We start from the raw sequence: 23162 nt of genomic DNA on the forward strand, positions 1-23162 counted from the left end.
CGGGCGGCGATCAGCCGGCGAGCAGTGCCGTCATGCGGTCCGCCTGCGTCTCCCAGCGCCACTCCCGTTCCACCCAGGCCCGGCCGGCCGCGCCCAGCTGACGGGCCAGGTCCCGGTCGGCGAGCAGCCGGGCGACCCGGTCGGCGAGCTGGGCGATGTCCCGGCCGCCCACGACGTAGCCGGTCTCCCCCTCCCGGACGGCGTCCGGCGCTCCCCCGGAGTCACCGGCCACCACCGGCAGGCCGGTCGCTGATGCCTCCAGGTAGACGATGCCCAGCCCTTCGACGTCGAGACCACGGTTGCGGGTGCGGCACGGCATCGCGTAGACGTCACCGGCCGCGTAGTGCGCCGGCAACTCGACCGACGGCACAGTGCCGGTGAACACCACATCCCGTTCCACACCGGCCTGGCGGGCCAGCTTCTCCAGGGTCGCCCGGTACGGCCCGCCACCGACGATCAGCAGCGCCGCCTCGGGCACCCGGCGGCGGATCTCCGGCAGGGCCCGGATCAGGGTGTCCTGACCCTTGCGCGGCACCAGCCGGGACACACAGACGACCACCGGCCGGTCGGTCAAACCGAGCCGGGCCCGGACCTGTTCACCGTCCACGCTCGGGTGGTAGGTGTCCACGTCGACCCCGGGCGCGAGGCGGCGCAGCTCGGTCACCCCGTCCAGCACCCGGGCCAACCGGCTGCGCGTGTACTCGCCCAGATAGGTGGTCACGTCCACACCCCGACCGATGCGCCGCAGCGCCGGCCGGGCGGCCGGCACGGCCGCCCAACCGACCTCGTGGCCATGGGTCTGCGCCACCACCCGACGGATGCCGGCCCGCCGCCGCAGGCCGGCCGCGAGCAGGCCCAACGGGGCCGCCGCGCCGAACCACACCGTGTCGCAGTCGTACGCGCGAGCCAAACGGGCCGCCCTGCGGGCGATCAACGGGGTGGGCAACAACACCCGGGTGCGCTCCCGGATCACCTCGTACGGCTGGTCGGCGTCGAACTTCGCCGCCCCGCGCCAGCTCGACGCGTAGACGACCACCGAGCCGGCCGGTTGACGGACCGCGAGGTGGTGCACGAACGACTGGATCCCACCCGGGCGGGGCGGAAAGTCATTGGTGATCAGCAGGGTGCGGTTCATCGGCCGGCCTCCCGGGCGTACGCGCGGGCGGCGGCAATCCGCTCCACTGTGGACGGGTGTGAGGCCGAGTAGAGGTATTCCCAGCGGGGCGGGTCGGGATCACCGAGGTTGACCGAGCCCAACCGGCGCTGCATCGACTCGAAGGACTCCGGGTCGTCGGTGAGCGCGAGCGCGTGCGCATCGGCCCGCGCCTCCACCCGTCGGGACATCAGCGCCTGCACCGGAGCGGCGACCAGCCCGGCCACCGTGACCAGGGCGATCAGCAGCGGGAACGCGCGCGGTTGGGCCACCGAGTCGACACCTGCCAGCCGTAGCAGTGGCCCCCACGAGCCGAGCAGGTAGAGCGCCACCACGGCGGCCGCGGCACCCAGCGCCCCGGTCAGCGTGCCGGCCGCCACGTCGGAATCCTTCGCGTGCCCCAACTCGTGCGCCACGACGGCGGTCACCTCGGCCGGGGTCGCCTCGCGCAGCAGCGTGTCGTAGACGACCACCCGTCGGGTCGGCCCGAGACCGGAGACGTACGCGTTGACCGCTCTGGTGCGCCGGGAGGCATCGGCGACCAGCACGTCACGCACCGGCACCCCGTCGCGGGCGGCCATGCTCATCAGCTCGGTGCGCAACGGACCCTGCTCCATCGGGGTGAACCGGTTGAACACCGGCTCCACCAGCACCGGCAGCACGAACGACAGCAGCACCACGAGCACGGCGGCGCCGGCCGCACCGAACGCCCACCACCAGCGTGGCGCGAGCCGGATGACCGCGTAGAAGCCGAACAGCGCCACCGCGCCGATCACCGCGCTGACGGCGTACGACTTGAGCAGGTCGACAGCCCAGCCGCTCCAGCCGTTGGTGCTCAACCCGTAGCGGGTGAGCACGCTCTGCCGCCAGGCGGCGAACGGGAGCGTCACCAGGTCGGCGACGAGCACCACCGCCAGCCCGCCGAGCACGGCCTGCGCTGCCCAGTGCCCACCGAAGGGCCGGCCGACCAGCTCGACCAGGCGACTGCCCAGCGGGGTCAACCCGAGCGCGAGGGCGATCAGCAGCCCGACGGCGAGCGCGGCGTAGCCACCGGGACGCAGCGCGGCTCGGAACTCCCGCCCCTTGGCCACCTGCTCGGCCGGCAGGTCGCCCAGCGCGGCGAGCTGGTCGGCCCGAGGTGCCGGCGGACGGTGCCACGGGATGAGCAACGCGGCCAGCACGACCAGCACGAGGGCCAGCCCGGCCAGGGTCAGCAGCGCCCAACCCCGCGGCGTCACCGCGTCACCGCCCGGCGGGCCGGATCGCCGCCACCGGACGCAGCGCCGCCGGACGCAGCGCCGCCGGACGCAGCGCCACCGGACGCAGCGCCGCCGACGAGCCCGCCGTCGTCCCGCCGTACCTCGCTCATCGCGCCGCTCCTCCCGCCGTGACCGCTCATCCTATGGCCCGCGAGAAGCCTGCTTCCGGGCGCGGTGTAAGGCTCAGGCGACCCGGCGGGCGGGGCGGCGGGGAGCGACCTCCGGGCGCGCGGGCGCGGCCAGCACCTCCACGTCGAAGCCGGACCGGGCGAGCACCTCGATGGCCTCGACCTCGGCGGCGACCAACCCGGCCGCCGGGGACGTCTCGTCGAACAGGGCGGTCAGCGGGCAGCCGGAACAGCCGTCGGCCCGCTTCGCGCACCCGTCGCAGTCGATGAGCATCACGCCTCCTGATCGGCTCGCGGCACACGGGCGACTCCTTTTGTCGCCGACCGGGCACCGTCGGTGACATCGACACTAACCACCGGGTACGACAGCAACCCGATCCGACCGCCTGTTTCAGGGCTAGATCCACTCCAGATCAGCGATATCGGGGTATCCCACCCGACCGGGAGGAACTCGTGCCGACCGAGCGAAGGGGAGGCATCGTTTGGCCGACCGACCACCCGGGCACTGAGCGACCGTGGCCGATCTCGATGCTTCGTCCGTCGTGGAGTTCCGGTACTCCCCGCGCCGACATCGCCTCGCCATGGCTCTCGCCGTGCTGGTCGGCGCGGCTCTCCTCACCTTCTACACGGTGGTGTTCGACGAGGCGTGGTGGAAGGTGCTGCTGCGCTTCGGCATGATCGGCGGCTGCGTCGCGCTGACCACCAACTGGCAGCTGCGCCATCAGCCTCGCCTGCCGCTGCGGTTGACCGACGAAACGCTGCACCTGAGCGGACCGAAGGGGACCACACTCAGCATCGACTGGGTCAACGTGGCCAGCGCCCAGGTGCGGGGACGCCTGGATCCGCGGCTGGTGGTCGTGACCCGCGACCCGCAGCAGACTCGTCCGCCCATGCGAGCCGGACAGTGGTCGACTCCCGGACGCGGCCCCTACGAGCTGGTCGTCCGGCTCACCTGGATGGAGCCGCGCACCGACGCACTGCGTCGCGAGCTGACCCGGCGACTACCGGCCACCGGACAGCGGCCCGAGCAGCAGTGAGGGCCAGGTGTCAGCGCTGCGCGTCGAGGTCACGCAGGGCGAAGCGCAGATGCTGCCACTCCTCGTTCAGGATCACGTGAAGGCAGTGCCGGACGGACACGATGTGCTCGGGCCACCACGCGCTCGGCCGAGACGCGGCCAGCACGTCCGGCGTGACGGTAGCGAGGAAATCGCGCACCATCGCCTGCCGCTCGGCCCGCACCCGAAGGACCACCTCGAAGGCAGGCTGCTCCGTGGCGAAGACCGACATGTCGAAGCCGTCGGTCTCGTACTCGACATGCGACTGGCCGAGCGGATGGAACGGCCGCGGCAGGCGCAGGATCGCCTTGCCCAGCCACACGTCGGCGGCGAACACGAGGTGACGCAGCGTCTGCGCGAACGACCACTCGCCGTGGATCGAGACGTCGACAGCGCCCTCGGGCATGGCGAGGACCCGGTCGACCGCCGCCGCCCAGGCTCGCTCGGCCGCCGCCCACCCCTCCCTCAGATCGGCGGGTTCGCTGGCCCGCCTGAGATCGCGGCCGGGGAACCGCCGGTCGAGCTCAGCCTCGACGAGCGGGACCACATCGACGCCGTTGACCAGCAGCGCGGTCTCGGCCAACCACGGCGCGTCGATGTCCAGGCCACTCACGTCGACGCCGCGCATCACCGCGCCGGCCAGCGTCGATCTGTCGAAACGCGCACCCCGCAGATCCTCGTCGACGAAGACCTTGACCTCGTCCCGAGCCATCACGACTCCCGTCCCTCGGCGGTCGCGGCGATGCTAACGCCCCGGTGCGACAGCCTGCGCGGCCACGCAGCGGTGCGGCAGCAGGACGTGTCCCCCTCAGGAGCGGGCGAGCCGCCGCAGCAGCGAGTCCGCGCCCAGCGGGTACGCGCCGTGGCGGCGTACCCCGTCGGCGACCTCGCGGTCCGACGAGACCACGACCACCGGCCGGCCCGCCGGCTCGGCACGGACCAGTCGCCGGATCAGCTCGTCGGCGGTCTCACCCTTGCGGGAGAAGAGCACCCGTACACCGCGCGGCGCGGGCGGCAGCCCGTGCATCCGCTCGGCGCCGTCGAAGACCACAGTGACCTCGTCGCCGGTCTGCGCGGCGATCCCGCCCAGCCCGGTGATCAGGCGTTTGCGCTGCTGCTCCAGGGACATCTCGCCGAAGCCACGCTTGGTGACGTTGTAGCCGTCCACCACCAGGTGCGCCCGGGGCAGGGCGAGCAACTGGTCGAGCCGGGCCGGGTCGTCGGTGTCGCGGGCGCGGGCGGCGGGGCCGGCCGGGGCGGTGCCCGGCTGCTCGGCGAACGCGTCGGCGACGAAGTCGGCCGGGAGTTTGTCCACCGGGTCTAGCGCCAGCTCCCGGCGCAGCCCGACGGCGGCCTGGCCGATGGTCTCCAGGAGCAGCCAGAGCCGGGCGTCGTCGACCGAGCGCGCCTCCTTGGCGCTGGCGCGGGCCACCCCGGCGGAGGCCTCGGCCTCGGCCAGCCGGGCCCGGGCGCGACGGAGTTCGGCGTCCACGTCGGCGCTGGCGCGGGCCGCCCGGCCGCGCTCGGTGGCCAACAGCTCGGTGGCCTTGCGCTCGCGGGCCTGGGTCTCGCGCAGGGTGCGGGCCACCTGTCGGGACTCCTCGCGGAGCTGACCCAGCTCCTCCCGGACGCGGGCCAACTCGTCGCGCAGCTTCTCGGCCTCGACCCGGGCCACCGCGCGGTCGTGCTCGGCCCGGGTTGCCCGCTGCTCGGCCTCGCGGACCAACTCGGCGACGACGGCGCTGTCCGCCTCGGCGCGCACTGCCGCGCCGCTGGCGTCGATCAGCTCCCGCCAGCCACGGGGCCGGGCCAGGTAGGCCAGCGCAGCCACCTCGACCGGGTCGGCGGCGGCCGGCGCGGTGCCCTCGACCACCGCCGCACCGAGGTCACCGGCGTCGGCCAGGACCCGCGCGGTGACCCGCTGCCGGAACAGCGGGTCGGCGGTGAGCTGGGCGGCGATGACGGGCGCGCCGAGCCGGGCGCGTCGGTTGGGGGCGAACTTGGCAACCCGGCGCAAGGGCACCGGGACCTCGTCGGTGGGGAGGGTGGGCAGCACCGCGGCGGTCAGCGTCACGATCCGCTGCCGGACCGGCTCGGGCAGGGTCGGCTCCGGCTCGGCGGCGGGGCCGTCGACCATTGTCGGGTCCGATGCGTCCAATGTGCCGTTGACTACGTTGTCGTCCGGGTTGCCCACAGCACCGTCGAGCGCGACCGGATCCTCCTGCGGGAGGTGGTCGTCGTACGGCTCGGTGAGGGGCATGTGGCAAGTCTCCCACCGCGACCGGGCCCACCGCCCGGTGAGTGAGCCGATCTCTCATCCTAGCCCCATGGTGACTGATGGGACGGCTGCGACGGGAGTGTCGGACCGGGGCGCTAGCGTGCCGCCGATGGCACAGGCGGAGTACGTCCAGGAGTCACTGGCCGGTCTCGACCCGGCGGTGGGCGGGGTGGACCCGGCTCTGCCGCTCTACGCGACGACCTTCGTGGTGGTCGACCTGGAGACCACCGGCGGCGCGCCGGACGGCGGCGGCATCACCGAGATCGGCGCGGTCAAGGTGCGCGGTGGCGAGCAGTTGGGGGTGCTGGCGACCCTGGTCAACCCGGGCCAGCCGATTCCGCCGTTCATCACGGTGCTGACCGGCATCACCCAGGCCATGCTGGTGCCGGCGCCACCGATCGAGCAGGTGCTGCCGAGCTTCCTGGAGTTCATCGACGACGCGGTGCTGGTGGCCCACAACGCCCCGTACGACGTGGGCTTCCTCAAGGCCGCGTGCGCGAAGCACGGTTACCGCTGGCCCAACCCCCGGGTCCTGGACACCGCAGCACTCGCCCGCCGGGTGCTGACCCGCGACGAGGTGCCCAACCGCAAGCTCGGCACCCTGGCCGCCTACTTCCGCACCGCCACCCAGCCCACCCACCGGGCGTTGGACGACGCGAAGGCCACCGTCGACGTGCTGCACGGGCTGATCGGCCGGCTCGGCGGGCACCGGGTGGACACGATCGGCGACGCCATCGAGTTCGCCCGCGCGGTCACCCCGACCCAGCGCCGCAAGCGGCACCTGGCCGAGGGGTTGCCCAAGGTTCCCGGGGTCTACATCTTCCGGGCCGCCGACGACCGGCCGCTCTACGTGGGCACCTCCGTCGACATCGCCACCCGGGTGCGCAGCTACTTCACCGCCGGCGAGAAGCGCGCCCGAATCTCGGAGATGCTGGGCGCGGCCGAGCGGGTCGAGGCGGTGGAGTGCGCCCACTCGTTGGAGGCGGAGGTCCGTGAGCTGCGGTTGATCGCCGCGCACGCGCCGCCGTACAACCGCCGGTCCAAATACCCGGAACGGATGGTCTGGCTCAAGCTGACCGACGGTCCGTACCCTCGATTGTCGATCGTCCGCGACCTCTCCCCCACCGACACCGCGTACCTCGGGCCGTTCACCTCCCGACGGGCCGCCGAGCTGGCCGCCGCCGGTTTCCACGACGCGGTGCCACTGCGCCAGTGCACGCACCGGCTCTCGCTGCGCACCGTCACGCCGGCCTGCGCGCTGGCCGAGCTGGGTCGCTGCCCGGCGCCCTGCGAACACAAGATCACCCCCGAGGAGTACGACGACAGCGCCGCCGCGCCCTTCCGCACCGCGACGGCCAGCGATCCTCAGCCGGTGGTGGACGCGCTGCTCGCGCGGATCGACGTGCTCTCGGCCGACCAGCGCTACGAGGAGGCCGCCGTTGTGCGGTCCCGGCTGGCCGCGGTGCTGCGGGCCACGGTGCGGATGCAGCGGCTGGCCGCGCTGACCGGGATCGTCGAGCTGGCCGCCGCCCGACCGGCCGCCCGGGGCGGCTGGGAGTTGGCGTTGGTCCGGCACGGCCGACTGGCCGGTGCGGGGGTGTCCCCGCCGGGCGTACACCCGCGTCCCACGTTGACCACGATCCGGGCCACCGCCGAGACGGTGTCCGGCGGGCACGGTCCGGTGCCTGCGGCGACCGCCGAGGAGTCCGAGCGCATCCTGTCCTGGTTGGAGCGACCGGAGACCCGACTCGTCGAGATGTCCTCCGGTTGGTCCTCTCCGGCGAGTGGCGCGGCCCGCTTCCGTGACCTGCTGGCGAAGGCCGAGGGCGGTGCGTCCCACCAACTCTCGACCGAACGCTCATGACCAACTGACCGATCGGACTACGTCGACTCGCTTAGGCTGTTAAGGAAGTGCAGTCCTGCCCGATTCGTGGGCCTGCTCCCCCGCCGGGATCCGGCGGTGTGGAGCCGGGGTGAGGAGGTGTCCCTCGTGGACGTCGACGCCGGACACGGCGCCGCCCTGGGGGGCGCCCTGCCGACACAGCCGGGTGAGCTGCCGCTCGCCCGCCGGCTGCGGTCGCTGCTCAGCTGGCCGACCACCGACTCGGACCCGGTCACCCAACTGGTCCGCACCCACCGGGGCATCCACGCCGGCACCGACCCCGCGGTGCTGCGCCGTGCCTACACGATCGCGGAAAACATGCACCGCGGGCAGTTCCGCAAGAGCGGGGAACCGTACATCACCCACCCCCTCGCGGTGGCGCAGATCTGCGCCGAGCTGGGGATGGACACCACCACCCTGGTCGCTGCGCTGCTGCACGACACCGTGGAGGACACCCGCTACACCCTCCAGGCGCTCTCCGAGGACTTCGGCGGCGAGGTGGCCCACCTGGTCGACGGGGTGACCAAGTTCGACAAGGCGTTCTACGGCAAGGCCGCCGAGTCGGAGACGGTCCGCAAGATGATCGTCGCGGCCGCCAAGGACGTCCGGGTGCTGATCATCAAACTGGCCGACCGGCTGCACAACATGCGGACGCTCGGGGTGCGCTCCGCGTCGTCGCGGGAACGGATCGCCCGCAAGACCCAGGAGGTGCTGGTCCCGCTCTGCGACCGGCTGGGCATCCAGACCCTCAAACGCGAGCTGGACGACGTGGTGCTGCTGCACCTCGAGCCCGACGAGCACGCCCGGCTGGCCCGGCACGTGCACGATCGGCCGGGTTGGGATTCGTACCTCGACTCGGTGGTCACCCGGGCCCGGGTGGCGCTGCGCCGCAGCCGGGTCGACGCCGAGGTGAGCCCCCGTCCCCGGCACCTCTACTCGATCTGGAAGGACACCATCGCCGGCGGCCACACCGCCCCGTACGACCTGCCCCGCATCGTGGTGGTGGTCGACGGCCCGGCCACCGACTGTTACGCCGCGCTGGGCGCGATCCACGGCACCTGGCGACCGGTGCCCGGCCGCTTCAAGGACTTCATCGCCTCGCCGAAGAACAACCTCTACCGTTCGCTGCACACCAGCGTCTGCGGCCCCCAGGACCGCACCGTGGAGGTGCTGATCCGCACCGAGGAGATGCACCGCTCGGCCGAGTACGGCATCGCCGCCGACTTCCGTTTCCCCAGCTCCGGCAGCAGCACCGCAGCGGCACGTGCCGAGCAGCTGGACTGGCTGCGCCGGGTGCTCGACTGGGAGCCGGACGCCGCCGACCCGGCACAGTTCTACGAGTCGCTGCGCTGCGACCTGGCCGAGGGGCAGATCCAGGTCTTCGCCGACGGGCGGCAGGTCGTGCTGCCGGCCGGTGCCACGCCTGTCGACCTCGCGTACGAGCTGGGCAACGACCGGGGCGACCACTGCCTGGCCGCACGCATCAACGGTCGGCTGGCCCCGCTCAGTTCGGAGCTGGACGAGGGCGACGTGGTGGAGATCTTCACCGAGAACGACGGCGACAACGGCTTCGAGGCCGGTGTGGCGCCGCGCGGTCCCCGGCGGGAGTGGCTGACCTTCGTCAAGTCGCCGCACGCGCAGATGCAGATCAACAGATGGTTCGCCGAGCACACCGAGCCGGGCATCACGATCAGCGACAAGGTGCGGCTCGGTCGGGCCACCATCGGGCTCGCCCTGCGCCAGCACAACCGGGGCCTCGCCAGTGACCTGCCGTTACTGCGCCTCTCCGAGGAGTTGGGCTACCCCGACCTGGAAACCCTGTTGGTCGCGGTCTTCGACCGGGTGATCGAACCGGACACCGTGGTCCGCCAGCTCATCGACCTGGTCGACCATCGACAGTGACCCGGCCGGCCCCAGCGCGTACGAAGGACATTCGTGACCACTAGCCTGGGGTCATGATCCCCCGCTCCCGCGCCACCGCTCGGGCCCTCTTCTACCAGGCCTTCTACCGGCTGCCGCTGCCGGTGCGTCGGCGCCTGGTCCGGTTGGCGGTGCCCAAGTACATCGTCGGCGCGGTGACCCTGGTCCGGGACACCGAGGCGACGGGCGCGGGTCGGTTGCTCATGCTCCGCCAGCCTCCCGGCAAGGGTTGGTCACTCCCCGCCGGCCTGCTCAACCGGGGTGAGGCCCCGGTGGTGGGCGCGGCCCGTGAGCTGTTCGAGGAGTCCGGCGTCCGGCTTCCACCGTCCCGGCTGCGCCCGGCGGTGCCGAACGCGATAGTGCACGCCAAGGGCTGGGTGGACATGGTCTTCGAGGCCGACGTGCCGGCGTCCAGCACCCAGCTGACCGTCGACGGCGGGGAGGTCTTCGAGGCCGCCTGGCACCCCCTGGACGACCTGCCCAAGCTGACCTGGCCGACGGCCCGGCTGCTCGCCTACTACGACATCGGGCCACTCGCCGGGCAGTTCCCGCCGCCGGTGCCCGACGAGACCCCGTGACCGGCGCGGTCGGTGTGCCGGCCGAGATGTGCGCGGTGGTGCTGGCCGCCGGCGAGGGCACGCGGCTGCGCCCGCTCACCGAACGGCTGCCCAAGGCGCTCTGCCCGGTGGGCAATGTGCCCCTGCTGGATCGGGCGTTGGCGCGGCTGGCCGGCCTGGGCCTGACCGGTCCCGACCGGGTCGCTGTGAACGCCTGCTACCTCGGCGACCAGGTGGTGGCGCACGTCGGCGACCGCGCACACCTGTCGGTGGAGCCGGGCGACCCGCTGGGCACCGCCGGCGGGTTGGCCAACCTGCGGGACTGGATCGACGGGCGGCCGGTGCTGGTCGGCAACGCCGACGCGTACCTCGCCGACCCGGCTGCTCCCCCGGGCCCGGACGTGGCCGCCCTGCTCGACGGCTGGGACGGGCACACCGTACGCCTGCTCGGCCAGCCCGCCGCGGACCCGGCGGCGCCGGGCACCTTCGCCGGGCACTGCTTCACCGGCTTCTCGCTGCTGCCCTGGCGGCTGGTCCGGGACCTGCCGGTCGTCTTCTCGGACCTGGTTCGCGCCGTGTGGCGTCCGGCCGAGGCCGCGGGCGCCCTGACCGTGGTGCCCTACCCGGGCACCTTCTTCGACACCGGCACCCCGGCCGACTACCTGGCGGCCAACCTGCACGCTGCGGCCGGCGGCGTTCTCGTCGAGGAGTCCGCGACGGTGACCGGCCACTGTGTGGAGTCGGTCGTCGGCGCGGGAGCGCGGGTGGACGGTGACGTGTCACGCACCGTGGTGTGGCCGGGCGCGACAGTGCGGGCCGGCGAGCGGCTGCGAAACGTGATCCGGGCCGGCAGGGACCTGACCGTGCCCTGCCCCGCCCAGGGCTGAGCACCGACGGCTCCCGCCTCCGTCCCGGACCGGAACATGCTCCCGCCTCCGGTCCCGAACCGGAACATCTAGCATGGGCGACGACGCCGACGAACGGAGAAATGCCCCGTGATCACCGCGATCGTGCTGATCGACTGCGCCACCGACGCGATCCCCGAGGTGGCGGAGAACCTGGCCAACCTTCCCGGTGTCAGCGAGGTCTACTCGGTGGCCGGGCACGTCGACCTCATCGCCATCGTCCGGGTCCGCGAGTTCGACCAGATCGCCCAGGTCATCGCGGGCAGCATCTCCAAGGTCCCGGGGGTGCTCAACACCGAGTCCCACATCGCCTTCCGGGCGTACTCCCAGCACGACCTGGAGGAGACGTTCGCGATCGGTCTGGCCAGCGCCGACTGACCCGCTCGCCGTTTTGGGGCCGGTGCCGGCCGCAGGACGGCGCGTGGCGCGCACAGGGCGGCCGGCCCACCGCGAGGGTGGGCCGGCCGTCTGCTTGTGGCTACGTCAGCTCTCGCTGGGAGCCGGTACCTCGGTGCTGCCACCGCCCGGAGCCGGCGACTCGGTGCCGGTGCCACCCGGAGCCGGCGACTCGGTGACAGTGCCACCCGGAGCCGGCGACTCGGTGCCGGTGCCGCCCGGGCTGGGCGTGCCGCTGGCGCTGGTCTGCGGAACCGGGATGCCCAGCTTGTTCGCGAGCGCCACCAACTCGTCGTAGTGCGTCTGGAGCGTCGGAAGCGCCGTCTGCGCCAACTGGACCACCGACTGCTCGGAGCCCTGCGAGATCTCCGTCTGGGTGGCCTGGATGGCCTGGACGTGACCGGCCAGCTCACTGGTCACCCAGAGCCGGTCGAACTCCGCGCCGCTGGCGTTGTTCAGCTTGTCGATGACCGCCTGCTGATCGGCGCTGGGCTCGTTCGGCAGTTCCACCCCGAGCTGCGACGCGGTCTGCTGCACCGTCTGGTCGAGCTGGGTGTGGTCGGTCTTCAGCATCGCGCCCAGGTCCTTCACCCCCTGGTCGTGACCCTTCTGCTGAGCCAGGTCACCAGCGGTGATCTCGAACAGGTTGACCTGGTGTACCGCCTGCAGGTACTGGGTGTCCTGCGTTGACGGCTGTGCCGCGGCCTGCGCGGCCGCGGCCGGCGCGACACCGACAAGTACCAGCGCGGCCAACAGGCCGAGGCGTTTGATACCCAACATGCTTCCCCCCCTTGAGACGTTGGACCGCACGCATACCCGGCTCACCGGGGTTATTCCTGCGATCGCCCGTCGCGCGGCGTCGACCGGTCCCGCCAGAGCCGTCCGACTCCTGGCCGGATGGGTCGGGAGATGTGGATACGTTGGGGCGCCCGCCGGAATCCGGCGGGCGCCCCTTAACGGTGTGACTGGGCGGTCAGCGGCGGCTCTCGCCGCTGCCGATCTCCTCGCGCTCGGGTCGGGCCTCGACCGGCGGGTGCCCCGGCGAGACCGGTGCCTCGACCGGCTTCTCGATCGGGTAGAAGAAGCCCCGGATGGCCGGGCCGAGGGCCCCCAGCCGGTTCATCTTCTTGGGTACGACCCAGCCGACGTAGTCGAGTTGACCGTGACCGTCCGCGTGCCCGTTGGACGCGCTGAGCGGCTGGTGCACCTCGACGAACCGGCCGTCCGGCAGGCGCCGGATGATGCCGGTCTCCACGCCGTGCGCGAGCACCTCCCGGTCGTGCTGCTGGAGACCCAGGCAGAGCCGGTAGGTGACGTAGTACGCCAGCGGCGGGACCACCAGCAGGCCGATGCGGCCCGCCCAGGTCATCGCGTTCAAGCTGATCTGGAACTTGTCAGCGATCACGTCGTTGGCGCCGGAGAGCGTCAGCACGATGTAGAACGAGACGGCCATGGCGCCGACGGCGGTCCGGGCCGGAGCGTCCCGAGGCCGCTGGAGCAGGTTGTGGCTCTTGCGGTCCTTGAGGTGCCGGGCTTCCAGGAACGGGTACATCGTCGACAGGCCCACCAGGATGCCGGGCAGCACGACAGTCGGCCAGAACAGCGGCGGGATGACGTACCCGTCGCCGAGCGGGATGTTGATTTCCCAGGCCGGCATGAGTCGGGTCGACCCGTCGAGGAACATGACGTACCAGTCGGGCTGGCTGGCGGCCGAGACCACCCACGCCTCGTACGGGCCGAACAACCAGATCGGGTTGATCTGGAACAGACCGCCCATCAGCGCGATAACGCCGAAGACGACCATGAAGAAGCCGCCCTGCTTCAGCGCGTACCGCGGGAACATCCGCTCGCCGACCACGTTGTTGTTCGTCCGGCCAGGGCCGGGCCACTGGGTGTGCTTCTGCTTGAAGACCAGACCCAGGTGGACGCTGATCAGCGCGACCAGCAGACCCGGGATGAGCAGCACGTGGGCGATGAAGAACCGGCTGATGATGATCGTGCCGGGGAACTCGCCGCCGAAGATCGACGAGGTGACCCAGGAGCCGACGACCGGGATGGACAGCATGATCGCCGAGGCGATCCGCAGACCGGTGCCGGACAGGCCGTCGTCCGGCAGCGAGTAGCCGCTGAAGCCGGCCAGGAAGCCCACCCAGAACAGTAGCGAACCGATGATCCAGTTGGTCTCACGCGGCTTGCGGAAGGCGCCGGTGAAGAAGACCCGCAGCATGTGCACGACGATCGCAGCCATGAACAGCAGCGCCGACCAGTGGTGCATCTGCCGCATCACCAGACCGCCCCGGACATCGAACGAGATGTCCAGGCTGGAGGCGTACGCGGCGGACATCGGGGTGCCCTGCAATGGCGCGTAGCTGCCGTCGTAGACCACCTCGGTCATCGCCGGCTCGAAGAAGAAGGTGAGGAACACACCGGTCAGCAGCAGCACGACGAACGAGAACAGCGCGATCTCGCCGAGCAGGAAGGACCAGTGGTCCGGGAAGACCTTGTTCAGCAGCTTGCGCAGCGGGGTGGCCACCTGGAAGCGGTCGTCCACTCCCACCGCTGCCTTGCCCGGCGTCGCCGCAAGGTCAAACTTTCGACGCTTCATGGCCGCTCCCAGAAATCAGGCCCGACGGTCTCGGTGAAGTCGGACTTCGCCACGAAGAAGCCCTCGGAGTCCACCTCGATCGGCAGCTGCGGCAGCCGCCGGCTGGCGGGGCCGAAGACTGGCCGGGCGTTGTCGGTGATCAGGAACTGGGACTGGTGGCACGGGCAGAGCAGCCGGTTGGTCTGCTGCTCGTACAGGCTGGCCGGGCATCCCGCGTGCGTGCAGATCTTGGAGAACGCCGCGTAGTTGCCCCACATGTAGTCGCCGTGGCCAACCTTCTCGTTGGCCCGGCGCGACTCCTGCGCGTCCGAGTCGCGGAGGTGGATCAGCAGCGTCGGCGAGTCGGCGTGCTTGTTGCTCACGCCGTGGTCGATGCCGGGGAAGACGGTCAGCTGCCCACCGGTGCTGATGTCCGCCGGGCGGATCGGCCGGCCGTCCTCGCGGACCAGGCGGATCCGCTGGCCGCCCTCGGGCGTGGCGAACCCGGTGGTGAACATCTGGTTGTTCTTGTGCGGCTGCGAGATCAGGCCGCCGACCAGCGGCGCCGCGGCGACCGCGGCGACCGGCGCGAGGCCGGCCAGCAGCGAGATGCCGAGCAGGGGGCGACGCTTCACGCCCAGCTCGTCCGCCATGTAGAGCATGGTCTGGCCGGTGATGGTGCGGCCTTCGGAGTCCACCTGGCCCTCGTGCCGGTCCTGGATCGAGACCTCCTTGGGCAGCAACTTCTTGCCCCAGGTCAGGATGCCGAAGCCGACGGCGAGCAGGGCTACGCCGAGGGTGAAGCCGAGCAGCGGGGTGTAGAACTTGTCGCCGCCCCGGCCCGCCTCGTACTGCCACGGCCACCAGATGTAGATGGCCAGGAAGGCGGTCGCGGCCAGGCCGGTGATCAGGAAGAAGCCGGCGACCACCCGGGTCAGCCGACGCTCCGCCTTGGTGCCCGGCAGCACCTGCGGCTCGTAGTGGACGATCTCGATGTCGTCCCGACGAGCGCCCTCACGAACGATGTCGAACCTGGTGAGCCTGGGGTCGTTCACGTCGAGCGGCTCCGGGCCCTGTGAGGCCTGGTGCTCGGGGTGGGTGCTCATGCCGTCACCTCGCTACGGGTGGCGCCGAGCGGCACCACAGCACTGAATCGGATGGCCTGCTCGATCACGACTTACCCGCGATCCACAGGCTGGCGAAGACGAGCGCGACGATGCCGACCAGGAAGATCGCCAAACCCTCGGTGGACGGGCCGTACCGTCCGAGGTTGAACCCACCCGGGTCCTGGTCGTGCTTCAGCGTCTCCTGGATGTAGGCGATGATGTCGGCCTTCTGCTCCGGCCGGAGCTGGTTGTCGCCGAACACCGGCATGTTCTGCGGGCCGCTCAACATCGCCGCGTAGATCTGGCGGTCGGTCGCGGGGTGCAGGCTCGGGGCGAACTTGCCCGAGGAGAGCGCACCACCGCCGCCACCGAAGGCGTGGCACTGCGAGCAGTTGATCCGGAACAGCTCACCGCCGGCGGCGATGTTGCCGTCCTCGCGAAGGTCGTCGCCCTCGGGCACGACCGGGCCGCCGCCAAGCTCCTGGATGTACTGGGCCAGCTGACGGGTCTGCTCGTCGGTGAAGACCGGGGGCTTGCGGTGCGCCTGGGCCTCCTGGCGGGCCAGCGGCATCCGCCCGGAGCTGACCTGGAACTCGACCGATGCCGCGCCGACGCCGATCAGGCTCGGCCCGCGGCCCTCGACCCCCTGGGCGTTGCGGCCGTGGCAGGTCACGCAGCTCACGTCGAACAGCGCCTTGCCCTCGGCGGCGGCGCCGGTCAGCTGCGGGTTGTCCTGCGCCTGGGCGCCCGGGGCGAAGACGGTGTACGCGCCACCGGCGAGCATCAACGCGGCGATCAGCCGGACCGCGGCGCCCAGCCGGCGGCGGCCCCTGCTGCGCGCGGCGGGCCGCTCGCGCAACCGCGCGAGCAGACCGCGTCGGCGGTCGTTGTCAGAAGTCATGAGCGGTGTCCTTAACCGGTTGGACCTGTCTCAGGGGACGGAGCAGCAGCGCGGAATGTGACGCGCAAGATCACTGGAGCCAGTAGATCATGGCGTACAGCCCGATCCACACGACGTCGACGAAGTGCCAGTAGTACGACACGACGATCGCCGAGGTCGCCTGCGCCGGAGTGAACCGGCCCATGGTCGTACGGACCATGAAGATGATGAAGGCGATCAGACCGCCGGTCACGTGCAGGCCGTGGAAGCCGGTGGTCAGGTAGAACACCGACCCGTACCCGTCTTCGTTGATCTTGATGCCGTCGGCGACCAGGTGCCGGTACTCGTTCAGCTGGCCGAGGACGAAGATCAGGCCCATCACGAAGGTGACGGTGAACCAGCGCCGCAGCGCGTGCACGTCACCCTTTTCCGCCGCGAAGACGCCGAGCTGGCACGTCACCGAGGACAGCACCAGGATCACCGTGAAGGTGGTCGCGTACGGGATGTTCAGCGCTTCGGTGTGCTTCTCCCATTGCTCCGGCGCAGCCGCGCGGATGGAGAAGTACATCGCGAACAACGCCGCGAAGAACATGAGTTCACTGGAGAGCCACACGATCGTCCCGACGCTGACCATGTTTGGTCGGGTCAGAGAGTGGATCCGGCTCTTGTCAATGGCTGGGGCCGCAGTCACGCCGTCATTATTGCCCCTGACCGGGGCCGCCGATCAGCGGGGTGGCAAACCTGCGCCTTCCGTGGCCCGAGCGTCAGGGTCCGGTTCGCCTGGCCTAGCCTGAAAAGCGTGCTGCACGTCGATCCGATCTTCGCCGCCACCTCGGCCCCGCCGCCGTTCACCGTCGGCGCGGTGCTGACCGAGACCCGGCTGGACAGCTGGCTGGCCCTCGGCCTGGTGCTCGCCGCCGGCCTGTACCTCTACGGGGTGTACCGGCTGCGCCTACGCGGCGACCGCTGGCCGATCACCCGTACCGTGTTCTTCCTCGGCCCCGGCCTGGGTGGCATCGCGCTCGTCACGGTCAGCGGACTGCACGCGTACGACACCGCGCTGCTGTCCGTGCACATGATCCAGCACATGGTGCTGTCCATGGTGGCGCCGATCTTCCTGGCCCTGGGCGCACCGATGACCCTGGCCCTGCGCACCCTGCCGGTCGGGCCGCGCAAGCGTCTGCTCGCGATCGTGCACAGCCGTGTCGCCCGGGTCTACAGCTTCCCGCTGGTGGCGTTCGCCATCTTCGTGGTCAACCCGTTCGTGCTGTACTTCAGTGACCTGTACCGCTACACCCTCGAACACGCCTGGGCGCACGAGCTGGTGCACGCGCACTTCATCATGACCGGCTGCGTGTTCTTCTGGCCGCTGCTCGGCCTCGACCCGCTGCCCGGCCGCTGGCCGTACCCGGCGCGTGCGCTGCTGATGCTGCTCTCCGTGCCCTTCCACACAGTGCTCGGCCTCACCATCATGCAGAGCAGCACGCTCTTCGGCGGCGACTGGTACCCGTCGCTCAACCTCGGTTGGTCCGACCCGTGGCAGGACCAGGTGGTCGCCGGCGGCATCCTCTGGGCCGGTGGCGAATTCGTCAGTGTGACCATGCTCGCGGTGCTGGTGGTGCAGTGGGTCAAGCAGTCCGAGCGGGAGGCCCGGCGGGTGGACCGCGAGCTGGACCGCCAGGAGGCCCGCGAACGCGCCGCCGACGCCGCGCCCGCCTGAGCTGCCCGGACGGTACGCCCGGCGCGCGACGTCGGGCGGGATGTCGGCTACGTCACGCCGACCGGTACGATCTGCGGGCAGCTACGAGGTGGGAGTTCCGGCATGACCGATCGTCTTTGCACCGTGTTGCTCTACAGCGACGACCCGCAGGTCCGTGATCGGATGCGGATGGCCGTCGGCACCCGGCCCGCTCCCGGTCTGCAGATCGAGTTCGTCGAGGCGTCGACCTACGCGGAGACCATCCGGCTGGTCGACGACTACGAGATCGACCTGCTGCTGCTCGACGGTGAGGCGAGCCCGGGCGGCGGCATCGGCATCGCCCGGCAGGTCAAGGACGACCGGGACGACGCTCCCCCGACCTGCCTGGTGATCGCCCGCGCCGCGGACCGATGGCTCGCCGCGTACGCCGAGGTCGACGCGACGCTGGTGCACCCGCTCGACCCGGTGACCACCGGCGGCACGGTGGCCGAGCTGCTGCGGACGCACGCACCCGCCTGACGTCCCCCGCTCCTCCGGCACCCCCACGGCGCCGGATCTCGTCGGCGCCGGTTCCAGCCCACCCGCACTTCGCATGCTCGGGAGGCCCGCCATGGGCGATCGGACCTGGCCGCACCTGCTCAACGCGCTGCTGCGCGGTGACGAACTCTCCACCGCCGACACCGCCTGGGCGATGGACGAGATCATGACCGGCTCGGCGAGCGCGGCGCAGATCGCCGCGTTCGCCGTGGCGCTGCGGGCCAAGGGTGAGACGCCCGCCGAGCTGGCCGGCCTGGTGGAGGCGATGCTCGGTCGCGCGGTCCCGGTGGCGCTCCCCGAGGAGCTGCGCCGCACCGCGCTCGACGTGGTGGGCACCGGCGGTGACCTCGCCCACACGGTGAACATCTCCACGATGACGGCGCTGGTGGTCGCCGGCACGGGCGTCCGTGTCGTGAAGCACGGCAACCGGGCCGCCTCCTCCCTGTGCGGCACCGCCGACCTGCTGGAGTTCCTCGGCATCCCGCTGGATCTCGGCCCGGAGCAGGTCGCCCGCTGTGTCGAGGAGGCCGGCATCGGGTTCTGCTTCGCGGCCCGCTTCCACCCCGGGATGCGGCACGCCGGCCCGGTCCGCCGCGAGGTGGGCGTGCCCACCTTCTTCAACTTCCTCGGCCCGCTGACCAACCCGGCCCGCCCCCGGGCCGGCGCGGTCGGCTGCTTCGACCTGCGGATGGCCCCGGTCATGGCCAGCGTGTTCGCGGCCCGCGGCGACTCGGCGATCGTGATGCGCGGCGAGGACGGGCTGGACGAGTTCACCACCGCCGCCCCCACCCGGATCTGGGCGGCCCAGGGCGGCACCGTACGCGAGGTCGTGCTGGACGCGACGGACCTGGGGGTACCCCGGTCCACCCTGGCGGACCTGCGCGGCGGTGACGCCGCGTACAACGCGGGCGTGGCTCGTCGCCTGCTGGCCGGCGAGAAGGGCCCGGTCCGGGACGCGGTGCTGGTCAACGCGGCGGCGGCGCTGGCCACCCAGGGGCCGCTGGACGGTGACCTGACCGAGGCGCTGCGCGCCGGCCTGGCCCGTGCCGCCGAGTCGATCGACTCCGGCGCGGCCGCCGCCACCCTGGACCGCTGGATCGCCACCGCCAACGCCGCCGCCTGACCTCAGCACCACCGGACCCGGCGGCGCCGTCCGCAGGCGGAGTCTTGGGCGTGATCACCTCGGATTCCTTGAATCCGTGGTGTCAGGGCCGCTCCAATGCCCCGACGTCATCGAAGTCGAGTGGATCACGCCCGGATGCCGGCGAGCGGACGACGGTGCGCGGAGATTTGTCGGACCCGTCTGGGAAACTACAGCTGAGTAGTTTTCTGCTGCCGTCGGTGCGTCGCCGTCGCATCCGGGGGCGGTTCGCCTGACGTGAGAGGAGACGCCCGTGTCGCACCGCGATCTCTACTGCGACGTCTGTGAGGGCGTGGCGCCGTTCGAGCCGCCGCCCTGCGTCGACGGCCACGGCACCGACTGTCCCGAGCTGATCTGCACCGGCTGCGGCGCCGCCGTGGTGGTCAGCGCGTTCGCCGTCCCGGTCACCCGGTTGGCCGCCCGCCGCCGCCAGCCCGCCCACCGCCGCGCCGCCTGACCGCAGTCACCCCCCGACCGCAGCAGCGCAGGCCCACCCCGGGCGGGGTGGCGCATGACCGAAGGCCCGCTCCCCCACTCGGGGAACGGGCCTTCGTCATGCCGGGTCGGTCGTGACGGCGACCGGGTGGGTCAGTGCTCGGCGGTACGCCGGGTGCCGCTGTAGTACTCGAACAGGAGCCCACAGGCGGAGAAGACGACGGCCAGCAGGCCGGCACCAATCAGCCAGTACTGCCAGAACACCAGGCCGAGCGCGGCGATCGCGGCGGCCAGCGCCAGACCGAACGGCCAGTAGCTGCCCGGGCTGAAGAAGCCGACCTCACCAGCGCCGTCGGCGATCTCGGCGTCCGGACGGTCCTCCGGGCGCAGGTCGATGCGGCGGGAGACGAACCAGAAGAAGCCACCGCACATCGAGCAGAGCAGGAACGACAGCAGCAGGGCGACGGTGCCGACCCACTCGATGCCGCCCGACGCACCGTTCGTCCAGGCACCGTAGAGGATGGTGGCGCCGAAGAGGAACCCGGCGATGATCAGGAAGATACGCCACTCGGTCTTCATGCGGCTGCCTCAGCTTCCCGTGCGGGCCGGAACGTCGTCCGGGTTGAAGTTGTCCTGCGTCCGCCGCGTGTCGAACGGCTGCGTGGTCGTCGCGTACGGCTGCTCACCGATCGCCGACAGCGCATCCTGGGTGGACTTGCCGCTCTGCTTGGCCGCGAGGAACTGGTCGTACTTCTCCGGCGAGACCACCCGCAGCTCGAAGTTCATGAACGCGTGGTAGCTGCCGCACAGTTCGGCGCAGCGCCCGACGTAGGCACCCTCGGCGTCCAGGCTCGAGACCTCGAACACGTTGCGGATCTTGCCCGGCATGACGTCCCGCTTGAAGAGCAGCTCCGGCACCCAGAACGAGTGGATGACGTCGCGGCTGGTCTCCTCGAACCGGATGGACCGGTTGGTCGGCAGCACCAGCACCGGGATGACCTCGCTGGTGCCGAGCGTCGACGCGGTGGTGCGGGCTTCCGTGCCCTGGCCGTCCCGGTAGTTGAACTGCCAGTTCCACTTGAACGCGACGACCTCGACCGTGACGTCCGGGTTCTTCGACAACTTGTCGACGTCGGTCTGCACGATCGCCGTGTAGTAGAAGAGCACGGAGACGATCAGGATCGGCGCGATGGTGTAGAGGAACTCCATCGGCATGTTGTAGCGGGTCTGCACCGGCAGCGCGTTGCCACGCTTGCGGTAGCGCACGACGCACCAGAAGATCAGGCCCCACACGAAGACGCCGACCGCGAGCGCGGCGATGCAGGAGGCGATCCACAGGTCGTACATCCGCTTGGACTCCGGCGAGATGCCGCCCTGCGGCCAGCCGAAGCCGTGGAACGCCTGACCGACGTCACAGCCCGTGAGCAGAACCAGCAACGCCACGCCACCGAGACCGAGCCCGGCCAGGCGACCAGCACCACGCCCCCGGCGTCCACCAACCCCTGGGGAAGCGCTGTGCCGTACGGCCGACGGCCGTACCTCCGAACTCCTTGCGACCACCTGGTCCTGCCTCCCTAGCGCGCCGCGGTGCGTCTTTCCTCAGCACCCGCGGCAAAGGCGTCACCGACGGTCGCAGATTACTCGACCATGACGGACTCGGCCGTGGTGGGGTCACTGTCCGACCCCCATCGGGGGGATCCTAGGCATACCGCCGCGATAGCGTCTTGGTCTGTGAGCGCGAGGAGTGAGCCGGGGTCGCGAGCCCCGCAGCCGCGAACGAAGGCAGGTCTGTGAGCGCATCCCCGGTCTACCTGGACGCGGCGACCGCCGCGCCGATGCATCCGGTCGCGCGGCAGGCTCTGCTGGCCGCGCTCGACGACGGCTGGGCCGATCCGAGCAAGCTGTATTCGCAGTCCCGCCGGGCCCGGCAACTGCTCGACGCCGCCCGCGAGGCCACCGCGGTGACGCTCGGCGTCCGCGCCGATGAGGTCTCCTTCACCCCCAGTGGTACGACCGCGGCCCACGGCGCCGTCCTCGGCGGCCTGGCGGGGCGACGCCGGGTCGGTTCGACGCTGGTGCACTCGGCGATCGAGCACTCGGCGGTGCTGCACGCTGCGGAACGGCACGTCGGCGCTGGCGGGACGGCCGCCGCGGTGCCGGTCGACCGGTTGGGCCGGCTGGACCTGACCGCGTGGTCGACCGCCGTTCGGGCCCCAGGGGTCGCGCTGGCCGCGTTGATCAGTGCCAGTCACGAGGTGGGGACGGTGCAGCCGGTCGCCGAGGCGGCTGCGGCCTGCGCCGACGTGGGTGTGCCGCTGTACGTGGACGCGGCACAGTCGGTGGGCCGAGTGCCTCTGCCGGCCGGCTGGTCGGTGCTGACGGCGAGCGCCCACAAGTGGGGTGGGCCGCCCGGCGTGGGGGTACTGGCGGTCCGCAAGGGCACTCGCTGGGAGTCACCCTGGCCGGCCGACGAGCGGGAGAGCGGACGTACCCCCGGGGTGGTGAATCTGCCGGCGGTCGTGGCGGCGGCGGCGAGCCTGCGGGCGGCGGCGGCCGACGCGGCGGCCGAGGCGACCCGGTTGACCGCCCTGGTGGACCGGGTCCGGGAACGGGTCGCGGCGGAGGTGCCCGACGTCGAGGTGGTCGGCGACCCGGTGCTCCGGCTCCCGCACCTGGTCACCTTCTCCTGCCTGTACGTGGACGGGGAGGCGTTGCTGCACGCCCTGGACCGGCGGGGCTTCGCCGTGTCGTCCGGTTCGTCCTGCACGTCGTCCACGTTGCGTCCGTCGCACGTGTTGGAGGCGATGGGGGTGCTCTCGCATGGCAACGTGCGGGTCAGCCTGCACCGGGAGACGACCGAGGCGGACGTGGAGCGGTTCCTGACCGAGCTGCCGGGGATCGTCGCCGGGCTGCGCGCCGAGGCCGGGGTGGTGGGGCTGTGACGACGCCCGACGAGGTGATCGACTGCCGGGGGCAACGCTGCCCGCTGCCGGTGATCGCTGCGGCCCGACGGATGCCCGAGGTCCCGGTCGGCACTGTGGTCCGGGTGCTGGCCGACGACCCGGCAGCGGCGGTCGACATACCCGCTTGGTGCCGGATGCGCGGCCAGGAGTTCCTCGGCTCGGTCAACGCCCCCGAAGGCCCCGCCTACGACATCCGCCGAACCCAGTAACCCCACCCCCCGCCGCACCCCTACCCTGCGCCCCTACCCCGCTCCCCCACACACCCCGGCACCCCGGCACCCCGC

The 23162-nt window shown here is 71.6% G+C and carries 25 protein-coding genes; 12 read left to right on the forward strand and 13 right to left on the reverse strand.

Annotated features, from left to right (window positions below; genetic code table 11):
- Nucleotides 1–10: 10 nt before the first annotated feature.
- From AB0B68_RS12200 to AB0B68_RS12215, 4 genes are all read right to left on the reverse strand, one after another.
- Complete coding sequence (locus tag AB0B68_RS12200) at nucleotides 11–1135, reverse strand: glycosyltransferase family 4 protein (RefSeq protein WP_357259664.1); 1125 nt, start codon at nucleotides 1133–1135, stop codon at nucleotides 11–13.
- Complete coding sequence (locus tag AB0B68_RS12205; protein WP_357205480.1) at nucleotides 1132–2391, reverse strand: M48 family metalloprotease; 1260 nt, start codon at nucleotides 2389–2391, stop codon at nucleotides 1132–1134. The genes AB0B68_RS12200 and AB0B68_RS12205 overlap by 4 nt, the downstream gene beginning before the upstream one ends.
- Nucleotides 2388–2522, reverse strand: a complete 135-nt coding sequence (locus tag AB0B68_RS12210) for a hypothetical protein (RefSeq protein ID WP_357259667.1) — start codon at nucleotides 2520–2522, stop codon at nucleotides 2388–2390. Before AB0B68_RS12210 ends, AB0B68_RS12205 begins: the two co-directional genes overlap by 4 nt.
- Nucleotides 2523–2595: 73 nt before the next feature.
- Nucleotides 2596–2814: a hypothetical protein gene (locus AB0B68_RS12215; RefSeq protein WP_357205483.1), complete on the reverse strand. Its 219-nt coding sequence runs from the start codon at nucleotides 2812–2814 to the stop codon at nucleotides 2596–2598.
- 241 nt (nucleotides 2815–3055) lie between these two features.
- Between AB0B68_RS12215 and AB0B68_RS12220 the strand changes: the two genes are divergently transcribed.
- Nucleotides 3056–3577: a hypothetical protein gene (locus tag AB0B68_RS12220; protein ID WP_357259670.1), complete on the forward strand. Its 522-nt coding sequence runs from the start codon at nucleotides 3056–3058 to the stop codon at nucleotides 3575–3577.
- A 10-nt stretch (nucleotides 3578–3587) separates the two neighbouring features.
- Here AB0B68_RS12220 and AB0B68_RS12225 read toward each other — a convergent pair whose 3' ends face one another.
- On the reverse strand, nucleotides 3588–4307 hold the full coding sequence (locus tag AB0B68_RS12225) for a DinB family protein (RefSeq protein WP_357259673.1): 720 nt from the start codon (nucleotides 4305–4307) through the stop codon (nucleotides 3588–3590).
- 96 nt (nucleotides 4308–4403) lie between these two features.
- Entirely contained in the window at nucleotides 4404–5855 is a 1452-nt protein-coding gene (locus AB0B68_RS12230; RefSeq protein ID WP_357205492.1) for an NYN domain-containing protein, read from the reverse strand.
- Nucleotides 5856–5982: 127 nt separating this feature from the next.
- Here AB0B68_RS12230 and AB0B68_RS12235 point away from each other — a divergent pair, with 127 nt between their 5' ends.
- The 5 genes from AB0B68_RS12235 to AB0B68_RS12255 all read left to right on the forward strand — a co-directional run bounded on the left by AB0B68_RS12235 (nucleotide 5983) and on the right by AB0B68_RS12255 (nucleotide 11515).
- Entirely contained in the window at nucleotides 5983–7737 is a 1755-nt protein-coding gene (locus tag AB0B68_RS12235; RefSeq protein WP_357259676.1) for a DEDD exonuclease domain-containing protein, read from the forward strand.
- Nucleotides 7738–7863: 126 nt separating this feature from the next.
- A complete protein-coding gene (locus AB0B68_RS12240; RefSeq protein ID WP_357259784.1) occupies nucleotides 7864–9657 on the forward strand; it encodes an HD domain-containing protein in 1794 nt (597 codons plus the stop codon).
- A gap of 53 nt (nucleotides 9658–9710) precedes the next feature.
- On the forward strand, nucleotides 9711–10253 hold the full coding sequence (locus AB0B68_RS12245) for an NUDIX domain-containing protein (RefSeq protein WP_357259679.1): 543 nt from the start codon (nucleotides 9711–9713) through the stop codon (nucleotides 10251–10253).
- Between the two features lie 26 nt (nucleotides 10254–10279).
- The gene (locus AB0B68_RS12250) at nucleotides 10280–11119 is read left to right on the forward strand and encodes an NTP transferase domain-containing protein (RefSeq protein WP_357259786.1); all 840 of its coding nucleotides are present in this window, start codon (nucleotides 10280–10282) and stop codon (nucleotides 11117–11119) included.
- Nucleotides 11120–11227: 108 nt separating this feature from the next.
- A complete protein-coding gene (locus AB0B68_RS12255) occupies nucleotides 11228–11515 on the forward strand; it encodes an Lrp/AsnC ligand binding domain-containing protein (RefSeq protein ID WP_124772802.1) in 288 nt (95 codons plus the stop codon).
- 105 nt (nucleotides 11516–11620) lie between these two features.
- Here AB0B68_RS12255 and AB0B68_RS12260 read toward each other — a convergent pair whose 3' ends face one another.
- The 5 genes from AB0B68_RS12260 to AB0B68_RS12280 all read right to left on the reverse strand — a co-directional run bounded on the left by AB0B68_RS12260 (nucleotide 11621) and on the right by AB0B68_RS12280 (nucleotide 16794).
- Nucleotides 11621–12313, reverse strand: coding sequence for a DUF4142 domain-containing protein (locus tag AB0B68_RS12260; RefSeq protein ID WP_357230635.1), 693 nt, complete (start codon nucleotides 12311–12313; stop codon nucleotides 11621–11623).
- Nucleotides 12314–12506: 193 nt separating this feature from the next.
- Nucleotides 12507–14138 (reverse strand): cytochrome b N-terminal domain-containing protein, encoded by a 1632-nt coding sequence (locus AB0B68_RS12265; protein ID WP_357259682.1) that lies wholly within the window; start codon nucleotides 14136–14138, stop codon nucleotides 12507–12509.
- On the reverse strand, nucleotides 14135–15223 hold the full coding sequence (locus AB0B68_RS12270) for a Rieske 2Fe-2S domain-containing protein (protein WP_357202834.1): 1089 nt from the start codon (nucleotides 15221–15223) through the stop codon (nucleotides 14135–14137). The genes AB0B68_RS12265 and AB0B68_RS12270 overlap by 4 nt, the downstream gene beginning before the upstream one ends.
- 64 nt (nucleotides 15224–15287) lie before the next feature.
- The gene (locus tag AB0B68_RS12275; protein WP_091407516.1) at nucleotides 15288–16124 is read right to left on the reverse strand and encodes a cytochrome c; all 837 of its coding nucleotides are present in this window, start codon (nucleotides 16122–16124) and stop codon (nucleotides 15288–15290) included.
- 70 nt (nucleotides 16125–16194) lie between these two features.
- A complete protein-coding gene (locus AB0B68_RS12280; protein WP_112582810.1) occupies nucleotides 16195–16794 on the reverse strand; it encodes a heme-copper oxidase subunit III in 600 nt (199 codons plus the stop codon).
- Nucleotides 16795–16893: 99 nt separating this feature from the next.
- Between AB0B68_RS12280 and AB0B68_RS12285 the strand changes: the two genes are divergently transcribed.
- From AB0B68_RS12285 to AB0B68_RS12300, 4 genes are all read left to right on the forward strand, one after another.
- Nucleotides 16894–17823, forward strand: coding sequence for a cytochrome c oxidase assembly protein (locus AB0B68_RS12285; RefSeq protein ID WP_355007809.1), 930 nt, complete (start codon nucleotides 16894–16896; stop codon nucleotides 17821–17823).
- 102 nt (nucleotides 17824–17925) lie between these two features.
- Nucleotides 17926–18321: a hypothetical protein gene (locus tag AB0B68_RS12290; RefSeq protein ID WP_091407513.1), complete on the forward strand. Its 396-nt coding sequence runs from the start codon at nucleotides 17926–17928 to the stop codon at nucleotides 18319–18321.
- Nucleotides 18322–18412: 91 nt separating this feature from the next.
- Nucleotides 18413–19462: an anthranilate phosphoribosyltransferase gene (gene trpD / locus AB0B68_RS12295; protein WP_357202841.1), complete on the forward strand. Its 1050-nt coding sequence runs from the start codon at nucleotides 18413–18415 to the stop codon at nucleotides 19460–19462.
- 271 nt (nucleotides 19463–19733) lie between these two features.
- Complete coding sequence (locus AB0B68_RS12300; protein WP_357202844.1) at nucleotides 19734–19937, forward strand: hypothetical protein; 204 nt, start codon at nucleotides 19734–19736, stop codon at nucleotides 19935–19937.
- Nucleotides 19938–20068: 131 nt separating this feature from the next.
- Here AB0B68_RS12300 and AB0B68_RS12305 read toward each other — a convergent pair whose 3' ends face one another.
- Together AB0B68_RS12305 and coxB are read right to left on the reverse strand one after the other, a co-directional pair.
- Nucleotides 20069–20494 carry a cytochrome c oxidase subunit 4 gene (locus tag AB0B68_RS12305; protein ID WP_355007746.1) on the reverse strand — a complete coding sequence of 142 codons (426 nt, stop codon included), beginning with the start codon at nucleotides 20492–20494 and terminating at the stop codon, nucleotides 20069–20071.
- Between the two features lie 9 nt (nucleotides 20495–20503).
- On the reverse strand, nucleotides 20504–21475 hold the full coding sequence (gene coxB, locus AB0B68_RS12310) for a cytochrome c oxidase subunit II (protein WP_357202848.1): 972 nt from the start codon (nucleotides 21473–21475) through the stop codon (nucleotides 20504–20506).
- A gap of 230 nt (nucleotides 21476–21705) precedes the next feature.
- On the opposite strand from coxB, the gene AB0B68_RS12315 reads away from it, so the two are divergent.
- Nucleotides 21706–22857, forward strand: coding sequence for an aminotransferase class V-fold PLP-dependent enzyme (locus AB0B68_RS12315; RefSeq protein ID WP_357202851.1), 1152 nt, complete (start codon nucleotides 21706–21708; stop codon nucleotides 22855–22857).
- A complete protein-coding gene (locus tag AB0B68_RS12320; RefSeq protein WP_357259686.1) occupies nucleotides 22854–23087 on the forward strand; it encodes a sulfurtransferase TusA family protein in 234 nt (77 codons plus the stop codon). The genes AB0B68_RS12315 and AB0B68_RS12320 overlap by 4 nt, the downstream gene beginning before the upstream one ends.
- Nucleotides 23088–23162: the final 75 nt, after the last annotated feature.

The organism is Micromonospora sp. NPDC049049 (genome assembly GCF_040649115.1).
GTDB lineage: Bacteria > Actinomycetota > Actinomycetes > Mycobacteriales > Micromonosporaceae > Micromonospora.